Genomic DNA, 20,823 nt, shown 5'->3' with positions numbered 1-20,823 from the left:
AAAAATGTTTTTAATGAGGGAGTTTAGATAGACTAAATGACCGAATTAAAAACATTTTTTAATGAAGAGATTGGGCTTTTTCGTAAGTCCTGTTCTAATGAATCAACCTTGATCATGAGTAAAGAAATTTGAATGGCACTCACAGGTTGATTTTTTGCTCACCGTGTTCCTCTTCTTAAAACAGGCAGAATAACCTATAGTAGATATTTCCGAAAAATAACAAAGGTAACACTCATAAATTTATGTTGCTCTCTTTGATTCAAAATAAAATGAATTAAATATATTGGCTACAAAATACCTACAGGGATAAAAAATGGATCCAGTCACGCATGCAGTCTTGGGAGCCGCCTGTGCTCAATCATTTTTATTCAAGAAAGACAAACATAATGCCTGGTTTGTTGGTGGTTTAGCAGCAATGACACCTGATTTGGATATATTTATTCAGGAATCAGGCAACCCAATGCTCTTCTTTCTCTATCACCGTCACATCACACACTCGTTACTTTTTATTCCAGAAGGTGCTTTGATTGTTACTTTAGTTTTGCTAATTTTTAAACGATTCCGAACTAATTGGAAATTCACTTTTTTAGCAGCATTGATTGGTTATGCAACCCATGGCTTACTCGATGCATGTACCAATTATGGGACAGTCTTATTTTGGCCTTTTTCCACAACCAGAATAAGTTGGGATATTGTTTCTATTATTGATCCCTTTGTGACAATACCCTTATGTTTAGGAGTTGTTTGTACTGTTGTTTTTAATAAAAGAAAGCCAGTCATTATTGCTTTACTATTAGTAAGCGTATTTATGCTATTTAATGGATTTCAACATTATCGAGCAATGACAGAAGTTCGAAAGGAGCTTGCCAAGCTGCGGATAAATACTCAAAAAGTACGTGTATTCCCTCAATTATTGAGCTCAACTTTATGGAGAGGAATTGCACTAACAACAAATCGCTTATATATCATTGATGCAGTAACTCCCCTTTTTAAAGAGTCAAGGAGTCAATTTGTAAAAAGCTATCCTTTTTTTTCATCCCAAGAATTACCCAATTATGTCAAAAACTCACCTTCGTTATTAAATGACTTTACTATTTTTAACTGGTTTACTGATAACTACCTCATTATCGTCAATAATAAACCACTCATACTCACTGATGGGAGGTTTTTAGATGACCATGCCAGGATCGCTTTGTGGAGTATCCGGTTTTTATCAGCCCAATCGCATGTGGATGTACTTTATTCTTTATGCATAGATAATTGCAAACCCAACTCCTTATGACCTGATGAAGAACTAATAATTTGTCATATTTAATAATCTCTTAATTTAAAAATTATATAATTTGATAAATTTATTAGCTTACAAACTTTGGCCATGCTAAAAAATCTAGATTCAAATTTATCTAAGCAAAAAATTATCTTATTTATTCCGTTCACTGCAAGCGAAAATAATTTTTCTCTTTATATGAGAGCGTTAGACTGGAGATATAATTTAAAAACTTCCATAGGGAAAAGTGATAAAACTCCTGAAATCGTGATCTATCGTCATCCTGATGAAAACGAAGAAGATTACGAATATTATGATCAAGCTCAATTTAATTTTACTCAGGAAAATTTGGGAGACAATGCAATAATTTATATTCTTGCTGATGGAACTGGAGATCCGGATCATGTCATAAATATTAATCAAGCCTATTATCAATATCTTTCGCAAGAACCTTATGAGCTATCAATTCATGCGGTGGCCTGGCGAATGAAACAATGTGGTCTTACACCTGAATTAGCCCAGAATACAAAAGCAATTAATTTATTTATATGTGATGAGAATGACACCAATGATCAATTAGCAGTCTATTTTGCTCAAGGTTTAGGCCAACACTATAAAGACGTAACCATTAACTATTATTCAGCGACAGTCCATGTACCGATGTTAGTATCATTAAATGGAGTTGACTATGAAACTAAAAAACTAGCTCGCTTCTACAGTAATAGTACAGTTAAAGTTGGTTATGCTCATGAGCACAAACATACACTAAAAGTTAGAGACGCCTTAATGCAGAAGGAATCTCCTCATGCTGCCGATGCTGATTCACTAAAATCGAAAGCACGAGCTTTACCTATGTTTAGAGAGCTAACCTCTGCTGTCTCATCTTTAATCATTGAGGAAATTTCAGACTCTGAGAGTACACAAAATAGTTTGGTACAAGAGCCACAGTCAATAATTTTCCTAGACGAAGAATCAGATATCGAATATGAAGAAGTCAACCTTGCAACACTTCAATATCAACAGACAAATTCAACTCAAAGTACTGCGCTTGTTGTTCGGCAAGATAGAAGCATTATCTCCTTTTTTAAATATGTTCATCAGGCCGATAAAAAGGATAAAGATGAGTTGCGTAACGATTTAAATCTCTTTATGTTATAAGCATCGTATAAGCAAGGATAAAATGCTACTTCTTGACTCTATTCTATATGCCATTATCATTTTTAATTAATCGCTATAACCTTTTATTATTCTATAAAACTTATGTTTCATATTGCCTTATACCAACCTGAGATTCCCCCAAATACTGGAAACATCATTCGATTATGTGCTAATACTGGGGCAAAATTACATTTAATACATCCTCTCGGTTTTTCATTACAAGAAAAAGCATTACGACGTGCAGGGCTCGATTATCACGAATGGGCTTCTATTTCCCAGTATGAAAATTGGGAAACCTTTATTCAACAACATCATCAAAAAACGATTTATACGTTCAGTGCCCGAGCTCAGAAGTGTTACTCAAAGGTTCAATTTACACCGGAAAACATGTTTTTGTTCGGACCTGAATCCAACGGCTTACCTGAAGAAGTATTACAAAAATACCCCTCTCTCTCTATTCCAATGCGTGAGAATAACCGAAGTTTAAATCTTTCAAATGCAGTTGCAGTTATTTTATATGAAGCGTGGCGGCAATTAGATTTTACTTAATATTCAAAAGATTCCAAAAACGCTGTTCTAAAAAATAACTGCTGCATCTTTTTGGTTAACAAAACCCTCCGAATTGACCACATATTCAATAAATTGAAATTATATTCATACTCATTGACAATAAAGCAAATGACATATATATTCATTTAACGGATAATACATGGAATTGAATTCATATGAGTCAATTTTTAAAGCTCCTGGCATTCACAACAACAATTCTCATATCTTCATGCGATAGAAAGAGCAATGAGAATTCTCTGCATTTCGCCACATCCGCGGAATATCCACCTTTTGAATATAGCAACCACGGCAATCTAAAAGGATTTGATATTGATTTAGCAAAACTAATAGCTAAGGAACTTGGCAAAAACGCTGTTTTTGACAATATGCAATTCAGTACTGTTCTTCCAGCCATAAGCTCTGGGCAAGATGATGTTGCCATAGCGACTATCTCAATTACTGACACTCGAAAAATCAATTTCGACTTCTCTGAACCTTACTATTTTGAAGGTATGGCCGCCGTGTATCATTCCAACCAACCAATCACAATGCCGAACCAACTTAAAGGAAAGAAAGTAGCAGTACAACTCGGTAGTATTATGGAGATTTGGTTGCGTGAAAATTATCCTCAAGTCGAAATTACTGTCCTGGACAATAACAATCAAGCGGTTGAAGCATTAATTGCAGGTCTTGTTGATGTCGTTTTAATGGATGGATCTCAGGGTAAGATCTACTGCAAAAAACATATGGATCTTTCTCATTCCGTAATTGCCAAAGCAGATCATGGATATGCATTAGTCGTCAAAAAAGGCTCTCCTTTAACAATTAAAATTAACAAGGCATTACAAAAGCTTAAAGAAAATGGAGAAATTCAAAAGCTGGAACATATCTGGTTAAAGGACTCATTATAAATAAATTGATGGAGGCTAACATGTCCCTTACTATCCCAGTCAATAACAATCAGATTGCAGAAAACTCTTCTCAATCTATTAGTGAAATAACAACTAATACGTTCGTGATTAATCTACAACAAGCAATATTTGATCTTGAATCAGGTTCGTACCAAACCAAAGATCCTGCATCTGAATCAGCTGACTTAACTAATACATCATCCGCTAAAAAACCAAAGCATTTGCTGACAGGAACTGAATTAAGTCCAGAGGATTTAATGCATATTTTGGAGAACGCTAAAACGCTTAAACAAACTCCAGCCCTTTACAATCAGGCTCTAGCTAGTAAAAGCCTTGCGATGATTTTTGAGAAGCCTTCTTTTCGAACCCGATTAAGTTTTGCAATGGCCATTCAAAGTTTGGGTGGGATAGCCATTGAAAGCGTAGGCAATACCAGAAAACAAGAAACACCAGCAGATATGGCAAGAGTTCTAAACGGCTATGCCGATTTTATTATGGTAAGAACCCATGCTGATGAATTGTTAGAGGAAATGGCTACCTATGCAAAAGTGCCTGTAATCAATGGTCTTTCGGCATTACATCATCCATGCCAGATTCTTGCTGATTTACTAAGCCTATGGGAACAATTCGGCTCACTTGATGGACTAACCGTGGCTTATATAGGTGATGGAAATAACATTCTTCATAGTTTGATGCTTCTTGCACCTCAATTAGGAATAACAATTAATTACTGCTGTCCCGAATCCCATCAACCGAATGATTCGCTTGTCAAACAAGCAAAAAGCATTAAGACAGGAATGATTCATACTTTTTCTAAACCGGAAGAAGCGGTTAAAAATGCCGATGCAGTTTATACGGACGTATGGACCAGTATGGGCTTTGAAGGTCAGGAAAATGATCAAGCCTTTCAAGGATTTCAAGTAAATGAAGCCTTAATGGCTTATGCAAAGCCAGAAGCAGTATTTATGCATTGTATGCCCATGGAGCGAGGAAAAGAAGTATCAAAGACTTTGCCAGACAGCCCTGCTTCCATAATTTTTACTCAAAGTGAAAACAGGAGGCACGTACAAAAAGCGCTACTTCTCTTTTTAAATTTATAATTAATATATCGAGCCAGGTTAATTATATCCTGGCTTATCGATTTATGCCGATCTAGAAAAAATTCTCTAATAAAATTCGCAATTGGATTACCTAGTAACTCCTTGATAGAGATTATAATTATCTAATTAATCAAATTTTAACTGAGGGTAAGCTTCCGAATAAGTCGCGCTATTCTCTTCATCGATCGTTTTATCCTTAGAATAGATTGTTTTTAAGTTCCTTCGATCTACTTTATCGCCCTCTAAATTCACTAAATAAGCTTGCATATTATATATATGTAAAGTCACACTAATCCCTTCCCCCAAACCTTTCCTTCGCTTGAGCTGATGTACAAATATCTCACTTAAATCATCACGATTGCAATGAAAGCGATAACGGTCAATGCGAGTCTCTAATCGTGCAGTCAGTTCGCCTGTGGGTCGATAGTATTTCTCAGATATTGGCCCTTCCAGAACAGTCACCGTTCCCTTATATTTGTGGTCATGAATTGTTGTTTTTTGTCTTGGTGCGAATGCGAATGCCCATATGGAAAAAGGATTTGCTTCATCAGGGTGATCATAGATAAGATATCGACCAACACCATTTGGCTTCACGGTGCTAGGATCAACAGGCATATAAACACTATGATCTAATTCCAATGAGCCGTCAGCAAGTTTCGCAGGTAAAAACGTTGAAACTGTCTCATAAGTTATAGCATCAAGCTCAGCTATTGCTTTTATCACTTTTTTTCTATTTCTTTTTCTTATTTGATCAATTTTTGAAAACATATCACTTCCTTTGATTCGTTTTGTGTATAGTTCATTTAGAGCAATCGCCCCGCCTTGAGCACTCATAATGATGATTTATGTCTCTTGATGACTGATTAGATAATGGAGAAAATCATCTTTATGATTATTAATCACATGTTAAAAAATTGTTTGATTCATGCCAAATAAAAAAAGGGCCTAAATATAATGTTACTTATCTTTAACCTGATTGCCGTAGGATATTTTGCTAATATATACATAAAGTAGATTGAATATTTTAGGAGACAACCAGAATGTCTAAAAAAATTCCCAAAAATTTTGGAAAATCGATTGACTGGAGTGTTACTGTAGATAAAAAACAAATAAATTCCCTCAATAAAAATACACGAACGATTGCCCAAGAGTTAGATAATAATCCATTACCAGATAAGAGTGAGTTAAATCCAAAGAAAAAACAATAAGTTACATTTTATTATTGATTAAAAAATAAAACTTGCATATTTTTTATAAAAATCTATCATAGTTAGAGCATGTTTTATTAAAAAAGGATTTTATAGATGATGATGTTTTTTAAAAGATTTGCTACTTCCTGCCCTCAGAAAGTAATTAAAAATAGCCCAACTGCCAGCAGTTTGTTTAAAGAGGTGGATTGGTCAATAGTTACGGAAAAGGGAGCTAAACCAAAATTAAATGAATCTACAAAGGTAATTGTGAACGAACTCGAAAATTCTTCGTCAGCGGATGCCCAAGGGCCCGTTTCGAAGTTTAAGTAAGCAAAAGGAGCGTTCACACAATGGCGTCAACTTAAGCTTGTAGGCCTAGGTGCAGCAAAAGCGAAGCTCGGTTAGGGCATGCGCTTTAACCCTAGCTACGAGGACTAATTACCTAGAAGCCATTAGGCATTCACTTTATGCTCAGTGTGCTTTGCAGTGTTGCGCTCTTTAATGCGTCAAAATGTTCTGGAGCATTAGATTTTAACTCTTCAAATCCTTCTTCATCTGAAACGCTGAGCACACCATCTTGGACAGTTGCTACTATATTTTTCTCAAGTTTATTAATTGCAGTTGAACTGATGTCCTTACTAACAAATGCAATTTTAACCGATTCAAATTTAGCCGGATCGATTACTCTTGCCATACCCGCAGCAATTGAAATATCTGCATTTGCAAAAAGTTCTTGTGCAGATGTAGCCTTGGTATTAAGTTGGCTTTGATTGATAAAATCCATATATTGCGGAAGATTTATTACATATATTGTGTTCGTCTCACAATCTACTACAATAGCAGGTTTGTTCCCTTCTGAATTAGACTCTTGATCTTGCTGGCGACTGAATTTTTTTTCAATCGCCAACTCATTATTTACGACACTAATAATTACTTTATTCGACCTGTTTTCCTGGATAACTAATGGAAAACGTTCACTAACACTCCGATATGAATTTAATACATACTCGGGAGGTGTAATAAAATCGTTATTCGCAATACCTCTTTGAATCACACCATCCACAGCATTCTCTGGCTTTCTTGTCGAAACAGTTATCAAATAAGTTCCATCTTTTTTTAAACCTATATCAAGCCACTTAGGCCATACATTACACATTTCTTTGAATACATTCGGCACTTTTTTATTTTGATCCATACGACGCGTTAAAAATTCACCGCTCATATTATAGGTCACTACTGCTTCTGCATGTGTTAATGTACCAATATGCTTTTTATGAGCGCCTTTGACACACTCATCGTCATAATAAATTGTTCGTTTTCTATCAACAGTAAGTAGAGCAAGTTCATCCAATGAATATCCAGTTTGTTGTTGCAATTGTAATGCAAAACTTTCTGTTGTAATTGATTTACCGCTGCCTGGTCCTCCAGCCATCAAAACTGTGAACCGGTCAGGATAACTTGTAGGTGCCTTCTCAGGCACACCAATAAATGTATTTGCATGTACTGCCGAGACTAAAGGTAACGCTTCATATTTGCATTGTTTAAGAAGTGACTCAATAACAGACTCTGAAACAGTATATATTCGTTCATCAACTTCCTTTTTAAGTAAATCATCTGCTACTCGAATCATAGCCAATTCACTTATCCCCAAATCAGATGCATCAATAATTCCTTCTTCTCTCCGTTTTAGGAGTTCTGCTTTCAATTTATGAAAATGCTTATAAATCTGCGGATGTTGTTGCCGCTTATCCGCATCATTTAACACACGATAGACCCAATCAAGATATTTCTGTCGCTCAGACAACATATCTATTTCAGGAATCGCTGGAACAATATGTTTTGAGTGGAAATCACGGACAAAGCAACCAAACTCGATATTTTGAGGTGGTGTTTTTACTAATAAAGGAATTAAAGCTCCTGTCATTTGTAATGAGCGTCTACGGCTTTCATATAGAATTAAATCACCAACCGATGTACCATGATGCCCCTTATGGTGTCCAAAAGCAGTTATCATCAACTTTAATTCATCTTTCTTTTGTACTGAATTTTTTAATGCAGTAAATTCAACTGTTGAATCTTTAAAAATATCTGGAAATGCTTCTTTACCTGATTGCAGCACTCCCTCAATGTCACAAGATCCCTCATTAAATTTCTTCCAATCATTAGAATAGAAACGAACAACTTGTGTGTTACCGCCTAAATTTATAGGTTTTCTTACTTTTGATTTAATATGTTTAGATACACTAATTACTTTAGACAACATCATTTAACTCACTATTTCAAAGTATCCTATAGCCTGAATACTTATATATTACACAAGACAACTTAACCAAATATTAAGCATTGAGTTAATTTGTGGGGCACGATATTAAAAATCTGAAATTAGTCATTAAACATAAACCCACATATATTGGACACTGAACGCCCGATGGAGGAACGCTACTTATTTATGATAAAACAAGATAAGATAAGAACTCGGATACAGCATTTTATAAAGCGAAAAGGATAAATTACATGGTAGTCATTTATTACCAAACTGATTCTCGCATACAGTCCAGAATTCTTAACGATGAGAATAAAGATCTCCTGCAAAATGCACTTTGGATTGATTTACTGTCTCCGACAAAAGAAGAAGAACAGCTAGTCGAAGAGCAATTAAAAATTGAAATCCCGACTAAAGAAGAAGTTGAAGAAATCGAGCCTTCCAGTAGATTGTATACTGACAATAACGTTTTATATATGACAGCAACAATGGTTGCTCTATCCGATTTACCTGAAGTTAAAACGGATGTGGTCACTTTTATGCTTGCCGAAAAATGCTTGATTACCTTGCGCTATGTAGAGTTGCATCCATTTAAATTATTTATTAAAAAGTTAGTGCGTTCTAAAACAAAAGATTACAATGCAAAAGCTATATTAATAGAATTATTAGATGCCGTCGTAGATAGGCTTGCTGATATTTTAGAAAAAATAAGCGACAAATTTGATGAAATATCGAAAATTATTTTTCATCCACAAGAAAATAATGATACAACAGCTGAAACAAACTATAAGCATATATTACAATACATAGGAGCCAATGGAGACCTTGGTACTAAAGCCAGTGAAAGTTTAATATCATTCACTCGCTTAATTTCTTACTTAGAACAGGTAAGTGGCTCAGATATTTCTAAAGAGATCCACATAATCCAAAAAGATATCAATGCGCTTCGAGAACATGCAAGTTTCCTCTCTACCAAATTTAGCTTCTTACTCGATGCTACTTTAGGTATGATCAATATCGAGCAAAATAGTATAATTAAAATTTTCTCAGTTGCCGCCGTTATTTTCCTGCCACCAACTCTCATAGCAAGCATCTATGGAATGAACTTTAATGCCATGCCTGAGTTACGTTGGCATGTGGGCTATCCGCTGGCGATACTGATGATGGTCATTTCAGCATGGTTGCCATTCAGATATTTTAAAAAGAAAAAATGGTTATAAATTTTAAATTGACTCCAAAGTAAAAAAAGTATTATCTATATTTTTGCAATGCTTCAATTCGTTTTTCAAGCGGAGGATGGCTTGAGAATAGAGCAAGCCAACTCCCGTGGCTTGATATTTTCATGGTATTAAATGCTGGTGCACGATCGTCTGTTGGCGTTTGATCCATGAGTTGTTGCAAACGTTGTAATGCCTTGATCATCTTGTCTTTACCAACATATTGCGCGGCTCCCCTGTCTGCGCGAAATTCGCGATAGCGAGAGAACCACATGACGATCAGGGAGGCTAAAATTCCAAACAGTAATTCAAATATGAGAGCCACCCCATAATAAACGAAACCACCTTGTATCTCTTCATCACTGCCTCTTCTGAAAAACTGCATCACAAAAAATGCGGCAATACGGGCAAAAAATATGACGAACGTGTTGACTACACCTTGAATTAAAGTGAGGGTTACCATGTCGCCATTCGCAACATGAGAAATTTCATGCCCTAATACAGCTTGTATCTCATCTTCCTGCATTGCATTGAGTAATCCTGTCGAAACAGCAACAAGGGCCTTGTTTTTATTCCATCCTGTTGCAAACGCATTAGGTTCCGGGCTGTCGTAAATTCCAACATCAGGCATTCCAATGTTTCTTTTCTTGGCTAAATTGCTTACTTGATTCATTAACCAAGACTCCGCTTCGGTCGTTGGTCTCTCAATTAATTGAACATTAAATGCATGAATTGCCATCCATTTGGAAATAAAAAGTGAAATGAATGATCCTGTAAACCCCACAATCGCGGCGTAGATTAACAGGGCTTTATAATTTAAACCATATTGCGACAGGTATGGGCCAATATTAAATAAGCTTAGTATAAAAGAAATGACTAAGAGTATGGCTAAGTTCGTAGCAAGAAATAAAGCGATTCTTTTAAACATAGTGTTTGTCTCCTGCATATCTATTTTTTTGTTCCCTATCATAATTATAGATTGTCAAATAATTTTAGGAGGTTTATTTTTTGCCCCTCACATTTGGGGGCGAACAACAGAAATCATTATTCATTACTTGGAATAATTGAATTAAATGTGCCATATTAACAAACGGTTATATTTCATAAATTAAAGGGAGATTGTTTATGAATTATGTTGATGGATTTGTTGTAGATGTCTAGTCCGAATTCAATGAAATAAAAGTACTTACGTCCTATCTGTTTTTAATAAACATTTTAAAAACCGAAACATTGTATTCTTATCTGGAGAATTTACATGCCTGGCCCCTACAATACCCATGTGATAGTGAATGTATTTCGAAGCATTGTTCAATTAGTAGCCCAAAATCCAAAATTATTAAATATCCCTGGAGTTTTTCGAGTTTCAGGGGCAAAAGAAGAAACCGAGAGATTACTTGATCTGCTTATCAGTGAACAATTTAATGTGGATACTCTAAGTCACTATGTAATGGAAAAAAATAAAGTAAATAGTGAACATCTCCATAACATTTTAGGGATGATACCCGCCATGTTCAAAGGCACCCAGATATTAGATTCAGAAGACAAATTACTACTTACCTTCTCTAAAGAATTAAAATCTCTACTGGATTCTCAAGATAGAAAAAATCTTTTCAATGCAGCTCAACTATTCGATGATTTTATTTGTGATCTCCTGCTTTCAAAAAGAGTCGATCATCAACGCGCAGGAGAGATCCTTGACCATTACTGCTATTTAATGCACCAAGTTGGTAGATTTCAAGATACCAATCGCATGACTTACAATAATCTCGCAATTATTATGGCCCCCCGTTTGACTCAAGATTTGGCTCTATTCCCTTCGACAGACTTTTTGGGTCTAAGTGGATTTATAAATCAGTTAACCCCTATATTAGAGATTTACATCACCGACGAAAAATGGAATTATGATTTTAAAGAACGTCATGCTGATAAATTGGAGCATTTAGCATACACGAGACATTCAATACTTGAACAACTGGAACATATGAAAGAAGCCTCCAAAAAAGCAGTGACAGTTCCCATGAAAAGTTTGATGTTGCAAGCATCAATGCTTAAGAATCAGATCGACATTATTGATAAACAACAGCAAGATCATTCAATTAAACGAAAAGTGCGGAAAGAATTAAATAAGCAACTAAAGCAATTAAAAGAAGAGCTGAACGCACTCAACGCCAAGATTTCTGAATTAAGTTCCCAAATGTCTACCGTGAATCAAGGACATCGAAAAATACAGGAAGAAATCAATCTGATATCTCTTTCAGAAAATAGAGTAACGTCAGTAAAAAATCATCGTGGAAATAAATCTAATGGTTCAAATCTAACTCAATTTAGCATTTTTAAGTCTGATAACAACAACATCGCAACTCCTGCTTCATTATTCCCAAATCCAAAAGATGAACACGAAATAATCGAATATGAGGATCTGCAAGCTACCAATCTGGGTGGTCCCAAGTAGACTCTTAATTATATTTTAGTGCTATTAAGAATTACGCCAAGACTCTTGATAAAAAGTAGCCTGAGCACAATACAGAGGAACCCGGGGCCCCTTTTTATTAAGAGATGCGCTAACTATAGTTTAAACTTCAAACAACTGACAATCTATTGCTCTACATGATTATCAATTACCAATCTATATTAAAATAAATCATCAAACGAGTAGAAACAATTTATTCCTTAATCAATTTGATTTACTATACCCCAACCTCTCACGAGGTGTATGAACGACATTGAATTATTTATATTTTTATTTATTTTTCATTGTTGTCAAATTGGTATCTTCCAAAGTATTTAAATCAAAGGGGTCATATAATGCGTAAATCATTGGTGTCGTACTTGTTTTTCCTGATTACAATATCCTATGCAACTTTTGCTAATAGTTATGGTGTTCATGAAGACCATCCTTATGATTTTGTAGTTACAAAAGATGTTTATAAATTTTCTGAAATTTATCAGATTAAATCCCCTCAAAAAGAAACCTATCCAGGCTCAATAAAAAAGAGTGCATTTCGTATCCGTACAAACTATGATTTATCCAATAAAGATGGATGGCAAGCAACAGGAATTACTCGAATCATTTCTTTAGGTTCTCTCTATCCTTGGGCTAAAGAAATTGATATATATGATACCCGAGGAGTGCAAATTGGCTTTATTGATGGAAATTTAGCGACACTCGAATCAGCAAAATTCACTATTTATGACTATGATGAGTCAGGAAAATCAACTGAAATTGGCTATGCCTATGCTAATCCAAGCTTTGACCGATTTGTTATTTTAACCTCAACAAGCAATCCGCACCCAATCGCTGAATTAAATCGCAACATCGGTGACAAAACCTGGGAAGTCTCAGTACACTATCCTGAAAAAATTGATGATCGCATCATTCGTATTTTTGCCGGCTTTGTGATTGATTATGAAGATAAGTTTTTAGCAAGCCCCGATGATTCAGATGATTATGATGATGATTATATAGCAAACCAATCTGCTCATTAAAATTATTCGAAGGTTGGGTAACTACCCAACCTTTTAGCCTTGTCGAACCGTCGTCCAATATGCACTAAATCCTTTATATTGTTAAAACATCTCTTGCTGTATTCCTATCTCTGGCATCTAAATACCTTATTTCCTGTTCATAATCCACTTTAATAATTTCATTCATTTCTTCTATAAAGTGATTCACATCAGTCAGAACAAAATGACGCTTCTTATATTTTACATAACTCAAATACTGTAAAGCGATTTCTCTACATTCTTCAGGAGAGTAAGTGCCCTCTTGATACATCTGTCTAAGAGCGTTTGCCACTCTTGGGCCTGACTGTTTACCCTCAGAAACATAGCGAGAAATTTCTTGAGGATATGTCTTTTGGCGAGGTCCCTCAGATTGAAACAAAGTATGTCGGGAACATTTGCTTCGTTCTCTCGTTTGAACTTGTTTAGGAACAGATAATTCGTTGCGTTCTTGACTTTGTTCAGCCGTTTGGCACTCCAATATTAAATCCTTTGGCTTATCGGCCAAAAATATTGGGGAACAATCAACCAATGCTGAAAGAAAATTACTTAGTAACGGCCGCCAAGAAGGCTCTAATCCTAATCTGGGCATCACTTTACCAATAAGTTGAAAGACAGACTCCAGTGCTTTTTCTTTAATTGCATAAGATGGATTAGTATAAATAATATCCATCTGTTTCATTAAAATGGATAGCCAATCACGCTCGCCCCTATCTTCTCCAAATAAAACAGTTATCCTGGGATGCATCGCATGCATTTCATCCAACAGCTCAAATAGCATTTGCTCCTTGTCTGTTAATTTTGGTGTAAATACTGACTCAGGAATTAGAGAGGTCCAATGCAAATTATTTTGATTATTCAGTATCATCTCTGGAATATTGGACTGATAAAAAGGAGCGATGCCATCTCTATGAAGATGCAGCACTATTTCAGTATCATAAAACGTCTCCAACCTTCCGTTTGAATTTCGCACCATGCGCTCCCCCTGTATCGCACGATGTAACACCAGGAGTGTTTCTTCTGAACCCCATACAAATTCCTTTTGCAGATGATCTTTATAGAGATTCAGATATTTTTCATCTTCTGCTAAAAAGAAATTCACTGTTTCATCCCTTATGATGTTATCTAAGAGGTTCTCTTTCTGAACTTTAATTTCATGTTCAGTGAACTGTTTTTCTTCATTTTTTAGTTCACTTTCTTTAATTAACCACAGGCGATTAAACTCTTCTATCACGTGAGGCATTCTTAACAGTGAATATTCCGTCATCGCAACATCTGTACTACGAATCTTGTATATTTCAGCCTCGGTAAAATCCGGGTTAATAAATTCATGGTCAATTAATGTTGATAATTCTGAACCATTAGCCAGCAATGATTGTTTGAAACAAAACTCCAACCCGTATTTTGCTGAGGAAAATAAGGGGGTATCATGGGGAGACAATTTAAACTCTAATTTTGTATGTTCCGCTGCCAAATCCCTTGTTGCCCTTCCAAGAAGGGGTTCTATAATGGTTTTGATTTCACGAGATGTAAATTGATAATTTGGATTCTTGGATAATAATTTTCGCAATTGAATTTTATCATCTTCTTTAAGCTTTAACTTATTAAAAACATGTTCAGTACGTTCAGGAGCATTATTGGCTCGTAAATAATACATTAAAGAAATGCTATAAGCGTAATACATACAATTGCCTTTACCACTATTATCTACAAGAAACATATCAACTCCTTTTTTATTTATATTTTCCTTCACGTTTTATTATGTGAACTCATATAGGCAGCGATAAATTCCCCTTCATAAAGTTATTTATGATTGGGCATATTTATAATAAATCTACGAATCGTTGAATTAGCAGGAATTGGTTTAAACCTAAAATCTATTTTTATTACTAACTGTTTTTTTAATAATCTGAACACTATAGAGATTAGTCTTTTGATTTGGCAATTGATCTTTTTTTCCGGAGGGAACGAAACACTTTGACATAACATTAGTCCTTTAGATTTTATTTCGCTTAACCTGTAATCTATACGATCAATATGCCATAAGCAATGCTTTTGAATCATTATCAGATCAAAAAGTATTAATTATAGTATTTAATGATTTTTGAAAAAGTAATTTTGATCCAAATATAGATTTCTAGAGATATGCTCTTTTGTTCTAACATAGACAAGCAAGTTCAAATGTAAAAGATGATTTTTATTCTGGATTCCAGAATGATTTTCATTTTAATATCAAGCAATCAATTTTACATGCCGGTTAGAACCCTTCAAAAAATGTTGGCTCTGCGGATGAATTTTCACAAGAAAATATATAATCACTATGATTAACAAAGAAAAATGGGATAAATTAAACGATTTAATGATTCAACTTCATATCAATGAAGCAGATCTCATCGAAAAATTTATCGTTGGTAGTGGTAAAGGAGGCCAAAAATTGCACAAAACTGCTTCAACCGTTTATTTGAAGCATATACCTTCAGGCTTGGAAATAAAATGTCAGGAATCTAGAAGTCGTGAAGACAATCGGTATTTTGCAAGAATGCGACTTTGTCACAAATTACATTCGATAGTGAGTGATGAAAAAACAAAGGAACAGCAAAAAATTGAGAAATTAAAACGCCAAAAGAAAAGGCGCTCCAGGCGAGCTAAGCAAAAGATCTTGGATGAAAAATCGAGACAAAGTGAAATAAAAGTACTGAGGAAAAAACCTTCATCTTTTGAATAATTTTTAGTAGCCTAAAAGTTTAAACATTATGAGATCAATGTGGCATCTTAAATAAGCTAGGCTAAATAGCCTAGCTTAAGCAACTTGCTTAGAGAACTAATAAACTAGCATGCTCTATCGATTCATCCTTTTTTTCTGGCTTAGAACAGCAGGAAGAGAAGGCAGAAATAACACTAGCTCCAGCGCGAGTAAAGATTTGCGCAACTAATAAAGGAGTTACGACAGCAGTGATTAATGCCAACGCAACTGTAATTGCAGCACAAGCAACAGCAACAATTGCTGCAGTTCCTGCAACAGCAAGCGCAGTTAATGCCGTTTCTTTTGCATTTTTATTGAAAAGACCAATGGTACCAGCACCACTTGCAACCAGCAAGCTTCCAGCAGCAGTAATTGTGGCTAAAGCAGCAGCGATTGTGGAAAGACCAGCCACAAGGCTGAAAGCTAATGGTGTAGCAATTGGACTAGCTAATGCAGTACCAAAATCCCCGATGCTTTTGTAAGGAGTGAAAAATCCAAATGCGTTTTTCCCGGCTTTAACTAAAATTTCCTTCGCCTGCCCCCTTGCTATTTCACTTTCCTTTTGATCCTCAGAAAATAAATTCCCACCAATCTCTACGTATTGCCCAAAGTTTAATTCTTGTTTGCCTTGCATAGTTTAACTTCCCACTTTGATTTATTTTGCGTCATATTATTCAAAAAAAAGCTATAAATCAAGTTGTGTTTCTTTGTTCGAATTACCTCATAAATAATTTTACCGAATCAAACAATGGAAACAGTCGATCCTGAGAACTAAGAAAGAGATATAAACAATTAAATAAGCATGAAAAAAGGAGGATACTGAAGTAGTAATGGAGCATAAGTAGATCTTACAAAAAACCTACAATTCGTCTACTCAATGAAGCTAAAGTTAGTTAAAATAAAACTTACCTGCTGCATCAACCTGCTAAAAAATCCATAGCAACTGTAAGCTCATATTATTTAGAATAGTTCATCTTCAAACGCATTAAAATAATCACTAATAAATGGAATATTTTTATACTTAGTGTATAATGTTAACACATCGCATTTGAAATGGAGTTCAAAATGGGATACCGCGACGGATTAAAATTCCAATTTACCAAAATGGATGCTTTGCACGCATTAAGTCAACCTGTTTCTTCTTTGCTAGGAATATCAAGTCAAACAGAACAAACCTTAAATAAATTAGGGATTAAAACGGTTTACGATTTAGCAACCTGTTCTTTGTTCCAAGTTGCGCAGGATATTGCTGCTGCTGCAAATGGGGAAGGAAACTCCATTGTTGCTCGTTCCGGAAAGATTTCATCGAGCTTTATTGATTCGGGCGCACCACAAACGCCAGATGCTTTAGTTGGAGCTGAAATCGATGTTTTTAGAGATATTAGCACGACCCTTGCTAATGAAATAAAGAATAACTTGCAAGTTGAAACCATTGGTGATTTAGGTCGATGGCCTCCATTTTGTGCCGCCCAAGTCATATTAAATGTTGGAATTCCAGACTTAAACCAGGAGGAAGAAGAAAAAGGAAGTGAGTTAGTTCCTAAACTAGGCGAATATCCAACGGAACGGCATTATTATCGTTCTGTAGTTATCGATCAGGTTACACCTCAGGAAACAACTGATTTAAACTCTGCAGGCCCAATTGATATCTCCCCCACGGTTTCATCTGATTTTGGTTTTAAAGCACCTGCGGTCGGGGCGATGTTAACCTTTGCTCAATCTTGGTTTGCCCAAGGTGTAACTTTAGGTAATTTATTACATAGTGTCGCTTTAGCTCCGGGTGAAAGTACACGTATTGCTGTCATGGACTGGTCACGACAAGTTAAAGCATCCGGACAAGAAACAATCGCTGAATCAGAAAATTTGACTAATACGTCCACTCATAATCGCGCAATAAGTGAAGTACAGGATGCGGTTGCCTCAGAAGTACAAACTGGCTTTTCAAAAACGAGTGGCAGCTCAACAACTTCAGCAGGCGGTGGCGGCCTAGGATTAAGTTTAGGCCCCTTAACCTTAGGAGGAAGTGGCTCCTCCGCCACATCAAGTTCCAATGCAGAAAGCTTCTCAACTTCATCTGGAACCCGCAATCTTTCTGCAACGATGAATCAACGAGTTTCTGATGCGACACAACAAGCGGCCTCTTCAGTGCGAAATCGCCGAGCCTCAATCGTTAAAGAAGTTTCAGAGGAAGAACATCAATCAGTATCTACGCGAATTATCGCCAACTACAATCATATGCATGCCTTAACGATACAATATTATGAAGTCATTGAAATTTATAGGGTCAATGTACAGTTACAACAAGTGGAGCGTTGTCTTTTTGTACCGATGAAGTTGATCCAATTTGATAAGGCAACGATTAAACGCTATCAAGGAGTACTTGCTAACGCAGCAATAAGCCAACGTGCAAAAGAATTATTAAACAGGGAGTTTGGTTCCGTAATTATTCAACCGACCCGCCCCCTTCGCCCAACACGTTCCGTGTTTGATCGAGTAGCAGCAATCGATCGTATTGCGTCCTTAAACGTTTCTATGCGTATGTCTAGTAACGCAAAAAACCCATCAGAGAATGGAACAGATAACCCTCCGCCTGCAGCGGAACCTACATCGCCGCCTACAGCTCCAGCATCAAGCGAACCTTATTGGGTGAATGATGAGTTAATAAGAGCGTCTCGTATTACCCTAGCAAGCATAACAAAGCCCGGAACAACCAATGTATCCTTACCGGGTGAAACAACGTTTTATGGCGTTTCACTGGATCTTACCGCTCAAAACCGTTCATCCATTTCCATAACTGCCGTGAACGTAGACTTGCAATCCGGTACTATAGTTAAATTAAGCAGCATCAGTCCGATTAACTGGATTGCCAGTGAATCAATTCCAATTCAAGAATTAGCTGCAATTAGGATCACCTCAGCAAATACAAGTTACCTAACAGGACGATTAACCTTACAACTCAGTTACAACAGTGCAAAATTTCCTATTAGTTTACCCGTTGAAATTAGTCCCAATGCAGTAGAATCACAACTTTGCCGCTTTTTAGTCGATCAAGGTGATGAAACTGAATTAGAAATGCATCTTGAACAAAACCGATTGCATTATAGCCAAGCAGTTTGGCGGGCATTGGATCCGTCACAAATTGCGCTCCTTTTATCAGCATATAGCTTCGAAGGCAAACCGATAGGAGATTTAATTGATCCCAATCCCGTCATGGTTGCAAGCAATTATTTGGTATTTCGCATGCCAAGCTTTATTGAAGCAGTAGGGATTGAAACGACTGAATTAGATACAGAAGATGAGTCTCATAAAAGCTGGCGCAGTTGGTTAAAAGATCGCGGTTTAGTATTAGGTGCCAATGCAGCGGTCGAACAGCTTATTCCTATTCCAACTGGAGGTGTTTTTGCCGAAGCAGTACTAGGGCGATCTAATTGTGCAGAACGTCTCGATGCTACACGCTTTTGGAATTGGCAAGATTCACCAATACCTTTACAACCTCCTGAAATTGCAGCGATTCAAATGGAATCTCGCGCTCAACCAATTGATGTTACCCCGGGTCAATTGGGAGCTCCTGTTTTAAATATTATGAATCCTACAACACTTCCTGATCCAACTGGTGTGGGAGCGATATTAAATGCGGTACAAAACGGCAGTATGTTCCGCGATATGGCAGGACTTGCATCAACAGCTGCGTTAGCTCAAGCCTTAGGAAGTAATTCAACCAGTGCAGGTATAGAGGCAGGGAAACAAGCAGCAGCTAATTTAGCTGTTGCAGCCCAAAAAGACATTGAAGAAAAGAAAATCGCTGCACAACTGGCCCTAGCTGCAATGGGATTACCTTCAGCAAATGCCGGCGCAAGTAAAAATATTTCTGAAGGTGGTGCCATATTGAATACCGCGACAGAAATGGATAAGCGTTCACCAAGAACAGCTCCTTCCTCTTCTACAGGTTCAGGAAGTGACGGTTCAACCACCGAAGGTTCGGGCGGTGGTTCTGGAGGAACGAGCGATCCCACTATGCCAGGAGTGCCTGATGAAATTCGTAGCATGTTTGGTGGTAATAGCAGAGCAGATGAAGTACTTTCCAAAATGAACTGGGGAAGTTTAGGTCAATCAGGGGCTTCGATTATTCCAGCCAGTTACTCTGACAAAGGAGGCAGTGGTGGTGGCTCAGGTACTACCACATCCTCTGTTATTAGCTTTGAGCTTGCTTTCTATGCAAGTTTTCCAAAACCATGGGCCACTGAAGCAGACGAGGTCCAAGGTTTAGCGAATAATAAATGGCTTCCTTCAGAGGAAGATTTTGACAGCATTAGTCCTGCTGCAACAAGCGCCAATAATCAAGGCACTAAACCATTTGGTCAAGTCATGACCTCTGTAGAAGATTTAATTAATACCGTAATCTATTTTGCACCACAAGTACCTGGATTTGGCACAACTCACGCATCCACAATAGTACGACTTAATCTGTTCTTATATGCACAAAGTGGAAATGTAGGATTTAAAGGCATTTTAACTACTACTGGAAAATGGGATGCAGTACTTGGCAATGATATTAAATCAGCGGGATTAGATTCAGCTCTGATAACTGCCATTAGTAAAAAATCTGCTACTAAAGCGTTACAAGCGAAACTCAAAAAAGCCTGGGCCTCAAACGCTGAAATTTGGTTATATTCTTGTTCCGATGTTGTTAGCGATGCTTTTGGTAAAAAATTGGCAAAATTACTTGGGGCAAAGATTCGGGCTTTTGATGACCCTTTCTGGGTGTTACCGGCTTTTGATAGCAGTCAACAAAAAATCTTATCCCGAGATGAATTTGGTATTGGTTCTGACTTTGCGGCGGCAACCGCTACCAAAACAAAAGATCTCCACAGTTTAGACTTCTTATCAAAAAGAACATTTAAGCCTTAATCTTCAAATCAAGCTT

The 20,823-nt window shown here is 36.5% G+C and carries 17 protein-coding genes; 12 read left to right on the top strand and 5 right to left on the bottom strand.

Going from position 1 to position 20,823, the window contains the following annotated elements:
* Window positions 1-313: 313 nt before the first annotated feature.
* From DGG96_RS18445 to argF, 5 genes are all read left to right on the top strand, one after another.
* Window positions 314-1,282: a metal-dependent hydrolase gene (locus tag DGG96_RS18445; RefSeq protein ID WP_110144003.1), complete on the top strand. Its 969-nt coding sequence runs from the start codon at window positions 314-316 to the stop codon at window positions 1,280-1,282.
* A 93-nt stretch (window positions 1,283-1,375) separates the two neighbouring features.
* Complete coding sequence (locus DGG96_RS18440) at window positions 1,376-2,425, top strand: hypothetical protein (protein WP_110144002.1); 1,050 nt, start codon at window positions 1,376-1,378, stop codon at window positions 2,423-2,425.
* A gap of 102 nt (window positions 2,426-2,527) precedes the next feature.
* The gene (locus tag DGG96_RS18435; protein ID WP_110144001.1) at window positions 2,528-2,974 is read left to right on the top strand and encodes a tRNA (cytidine(34)-2'-O)-methyltransferase; all 447 of its coding nucleotides are present in this window, start codon (window positions 2,528-2,530) and stop codon (window positions 2,972-2,974) included.
* A 176-nt stretch (window positions 2,975-3,150) separates the two neighbouring features.
* A complete protein-coding gene (locus DGG96_RS18430; protein ID WP_110144000.1) occupies window positions 3,151-3,885 on the top strand; it encodes a substrate-binding periplasmic protein in 735 nt (244 codons plus the stop codon).
* Window positions 3,886-3,905: 20 nt separating this feature from the next.
* Window positions 3,906-4,985: an ornithine carbamoyltransferase gene (argF, locus tag DGG96_RS18425; RefSeq protein ID WP_110143999.1), complete on the top strand. Its 1,080-nt coding sequence runs from the start codon at window positions 3,906-3,908 to the stop codon at window positions 4,983-4,985.
* A gap of 126 nt (window positions 4,986-5,111) precedes the next feature.
* On the opposite strand, the gene DGG96_RS18420 is transcribed toward argF, so the two are convergent.
* A complete protein-coding gene (locus tag DGG96_RS18420; protein ID WP_110144006.1) occupies window positions 5,112-5,753 on the bottom strand; it encodes a cupin domain-containing protein in 642 nt (213 codons plus the stop codon).
* A gap of 272 nt (window positions 5,754-6,025) precedes the next feature.
* On the opposite strand from DGG96_RS18420, the gene DGG96_RS20970 reads away from it, so the two are divergent.
* Both DGG96_RS20970 and DGG96_RS18415 read left to right on the top strand, forming a co-directional pair.
* On the top strand, window positions 6,026-6,193 hold the full coding sequence (locus DGG96_RS20970) for a hypothetical protein (RefSeq protein WP_165831647.1): 168 nt from the start codon (window positions 6,026-6,028) through the stop codon (window positions 6,191-6,193).
* A 96-nt stretch (window positions 6,194-6,289) separates the two neighbouring features.
* A complete protein-coding gene (locus DGG96_RS18415; protein WP_233590508.1) occupies window positions 6,290-6,505 on the top strand; it encodes a hypothetical protein in 216 nt (71 codons plus the stop codon).
* Window positions 6,506-6,635: 130 nt separating this feature from the next.
* On the opposite strand, the gene DGG96_RS18410 is transcribed toward DGG96_RS18415, so the two are convergent.
* Window positions 6,636-8,441, bottom strand: a complete 1,806-nt coding sequence (locus tag DGG96_RS18410; protein WP_233590507.1) for a hypothetical protein — start codon at window positions 8,439-8,441, stop codon at window positions 6,636-6,638.
* Between the two features lie 248 nt (window positions 8,442-8,689).
* Between DGG96_RS18410 and corA the strand changes: the two genes are divergently transcribed.
* Complete coding sequence (corA, locus tag DGG96_RS18405; RefSeq protein ID WP_110143997.1) at window positions 8,690-9,658, top strand: magnesium/cobalt transporter CorA; 969 nt, start codon at window positions 8,690-8,692, stop codon at window positions 9,656-9,658.
* A gap of 31 nt (window positions 9,659-9,689) precedes the next feature.
* Here corA and htpX read toward each other — a convergent pair whose 3' ends face one another.
* Window positions 9,690-10,583, bottom strand: a complete 894-nt coding sequence (htpX, locus tag DGG96_RS18400) for a protease HtpX (protein ID WP_110143996.1) — start codon at window positions 10,581-10,583, stop codon at window positions 9,690-9,692.
* Between the two features lie 327 nt (window positions 10,584-10,910).
* On the opposite strand from htpX, the gene DGG96_RS18395 reads away from it, so the two are divergent.
* Both DGG96_RS18395 and DGG96_RS18390 read left to right on the top strand, forming a co-directional pair.
* A complete protein-coding gene (locus DGG96_RS18395) occupies window positions 10,911-12,107 on the top strand; it encodes a RhoGAP domain-containing protein (RefSeq protein ID WP_110143995.1) in 1,197 nt (398 codons plus the stop codon).
* Window positions 12,108-12,460: 353 nt separating this feature from the next.
* Entirely contained in the window at window positions 12,461-13,141 is a 681-nt protein-coding gene (locus tag DGG96_RS18390; protein ID WP_110143994.1) for a hypothetical protein, read from the top strand.
* 73 nt (window positions 13,142-13,214) lie between these two features.
* Here DGG96_RS18390 and DGG96_RS18385 read toward each other — a convergent pair whose 3' ends face one another.
* Window positions 13,215-14,876: a hypothetical protein gene (locus tag DGG96_RS18385; protein ID WP_110143993.1), complete on the bottom strand. Its 1,662-nt coding sequence runs from the start codon at window positions 14,874-14,876 to the stop codon at window positions 13,215-13,217.
* Window positions 14,877-15,476: 600 nt separating this feature from the next.
* On the opposite strand from DGG96_RS18385, the gene DGG96_RS18380 reads away from it, so the two are divergent.
* Window positions 15,477-15,881: a peptide chain release factor family protein gene (locus DGG96_RS18380; protein WP_110143992.1), complete on the top strand. Its 405-nt coding sequence runs from the start codon at window positions 15,477-15,479 to the stop codon at window positions 15,879-15,881.
* An 88-nt stretch (window positions 15,882-15,969) separates the two neighbouring features.
* On the opposite strand, the gene DGG96_RS18375 is transcribed toward DGG96_RS18380, so the two are convergent.
* Window positions 15,970-16,533, bottom strand: coding sequence for a hypothetical protein (locus DGG96_RS18375; RefSeq protein ID WP_110143991.1), 564 nt, complete (start codon window positions 16,531-16,533; stop codon window positions 15,970-15,972).
* A 431-nt stretch (window positions 16,534-16,964) separates the two neighbouring features.
* On the opposite strand from DGG96_RS18375, the gene DGG96_RS18370 reads away from it, so the two are divergent.
* On the top strand, window positions 16,965-20,807 hold the full coding sequence (locus tag DGG96_RS18370) for a hypothetical protein (protein ID WP_110143990.1): 3,843 nt from the start codon (window positions 16,965-16,967) through the stop codon (window positions 20,805-20,807).
* Window positions 20,808-20,823: the final 16 nt, after the last annotated feature.

It is taken from the genome of Legionella qingyii (assembly GCF_003184185.1).
The sequence above is the reverse complement of the archived record's forward strand: the minus strand, read 5'-3'. Positions and strand labels throughout refer to the sequence as shown.

Coding starts and splice junctions, on each gene's coding strand:
- argF (WP_110143999.1), top strand. CDS start 3,906: ATGTCCCTTACTATCCCAGTCAATAACAATCAGATTGCAGAAAACTCT.
- DGG96_RS18440 (WP_110144002.1), top strand. CDS start 1,376: ATGCTAAAAAATCTAGATTCAAATTTATCTAAGCAAAAAATTATCTTA.
- DGG96_RS18380 (WP_110143992.1), top strand. CDS start 15,477: ATGATTAACAAAGAAAAATGGGATAAATTAAACGATTTAATGATTCAA.
- DGG96_RS18430 (WP_110144000.1), top strand. CDS start 3,151: ATGAGTCAATTTTTAAAGCTCCTGGCATTCACAACAACAATTCTCATA.
- DGG96_RS18395 (WP_110143995.1), top strand. CDS start 10,911: ATGCCTGGCCCCTACAATACCCATGTGATAGTGAATGTATTTCGAAGC.
- DGG96_RS18410 (WP_233590507.1), bottom strand. CDS start 8,441: ATGATGTTGTCTAAAGTAATTAGTGTATCTAAACATATTAAATCAAAA.
- htpX (WP_110143996.1), bottom strand. CDS start 10,583: ATGTTTAAAAGAATCGCTTTATTTCTTGCTACGAACTTAGCCATACTC.
- DGG96_RS18420 (WP_110144006.1), bottom strand. CDS start 5,753: ATGTTTTCAAAAATTGATCAAATAAGAAAAAGAAATAGAAAAAAAGTG.
- DGG96_RS18390 (WP_110143994.1), top strand. CDS start 12,461: ATGCGTAAATCATTGGTGTCGTACTTGTTTTTCCTGATTACAATATCC.
- DGG96_RS18445 (WP_110144003.1), top strand. CDS start 314: ATGGATCCAGTCACGCATGCAGTCTTGGGAGCCGCCTGTGCTCAATCA.
- DGG96_RS18375 (WP_110143991.1), bottom strand. CDS start 16,533: ATGCAAGGCAAACAAGAATTAAACTTTGGGCAATACGTAGAGATTGGT.
- DGG96_RS18370 (WP_110143990.1), top strand. CDS start 16,965: ATGGGATACCGCGACGGATTAAAATTCCAATTTACCAAAATGGATGCT.
- DGG96_RS18385 (WP_110143993.1), bottom strand. CDS start 14,876: ATGTTTCTTGTAGATAATAGTGGTAAAGGCAATTGTATGTATTACGCT.
- corA (WP_110143997.1), top strand. CDS start 8,690: ATGGTAGTCATTTATTACCAAACTGATTCTCGCATACAGTCCAGAATT.
- DGG96_RS18435 (WP_110144001.1), top strand. CDS start 2,528: ATGTTTCATATTGCCTTATACCAACCTGAGATTCCCCCAAATACTGGA.
- DGG96_RS20970 (WP_165831647.1), top strand. CDS start 6,026: ATGTCTAAAAAAATTCCCAAAAATTTTGGAAAATCGATTGACTGGAGT.
- DGG96_RS18415 (WP_233590508.1), top strand. CDS start 6,290: ATGATGATGTTTTTTAAAAGATTTGCTACTTCCTGCCCTCAGAAAGTA.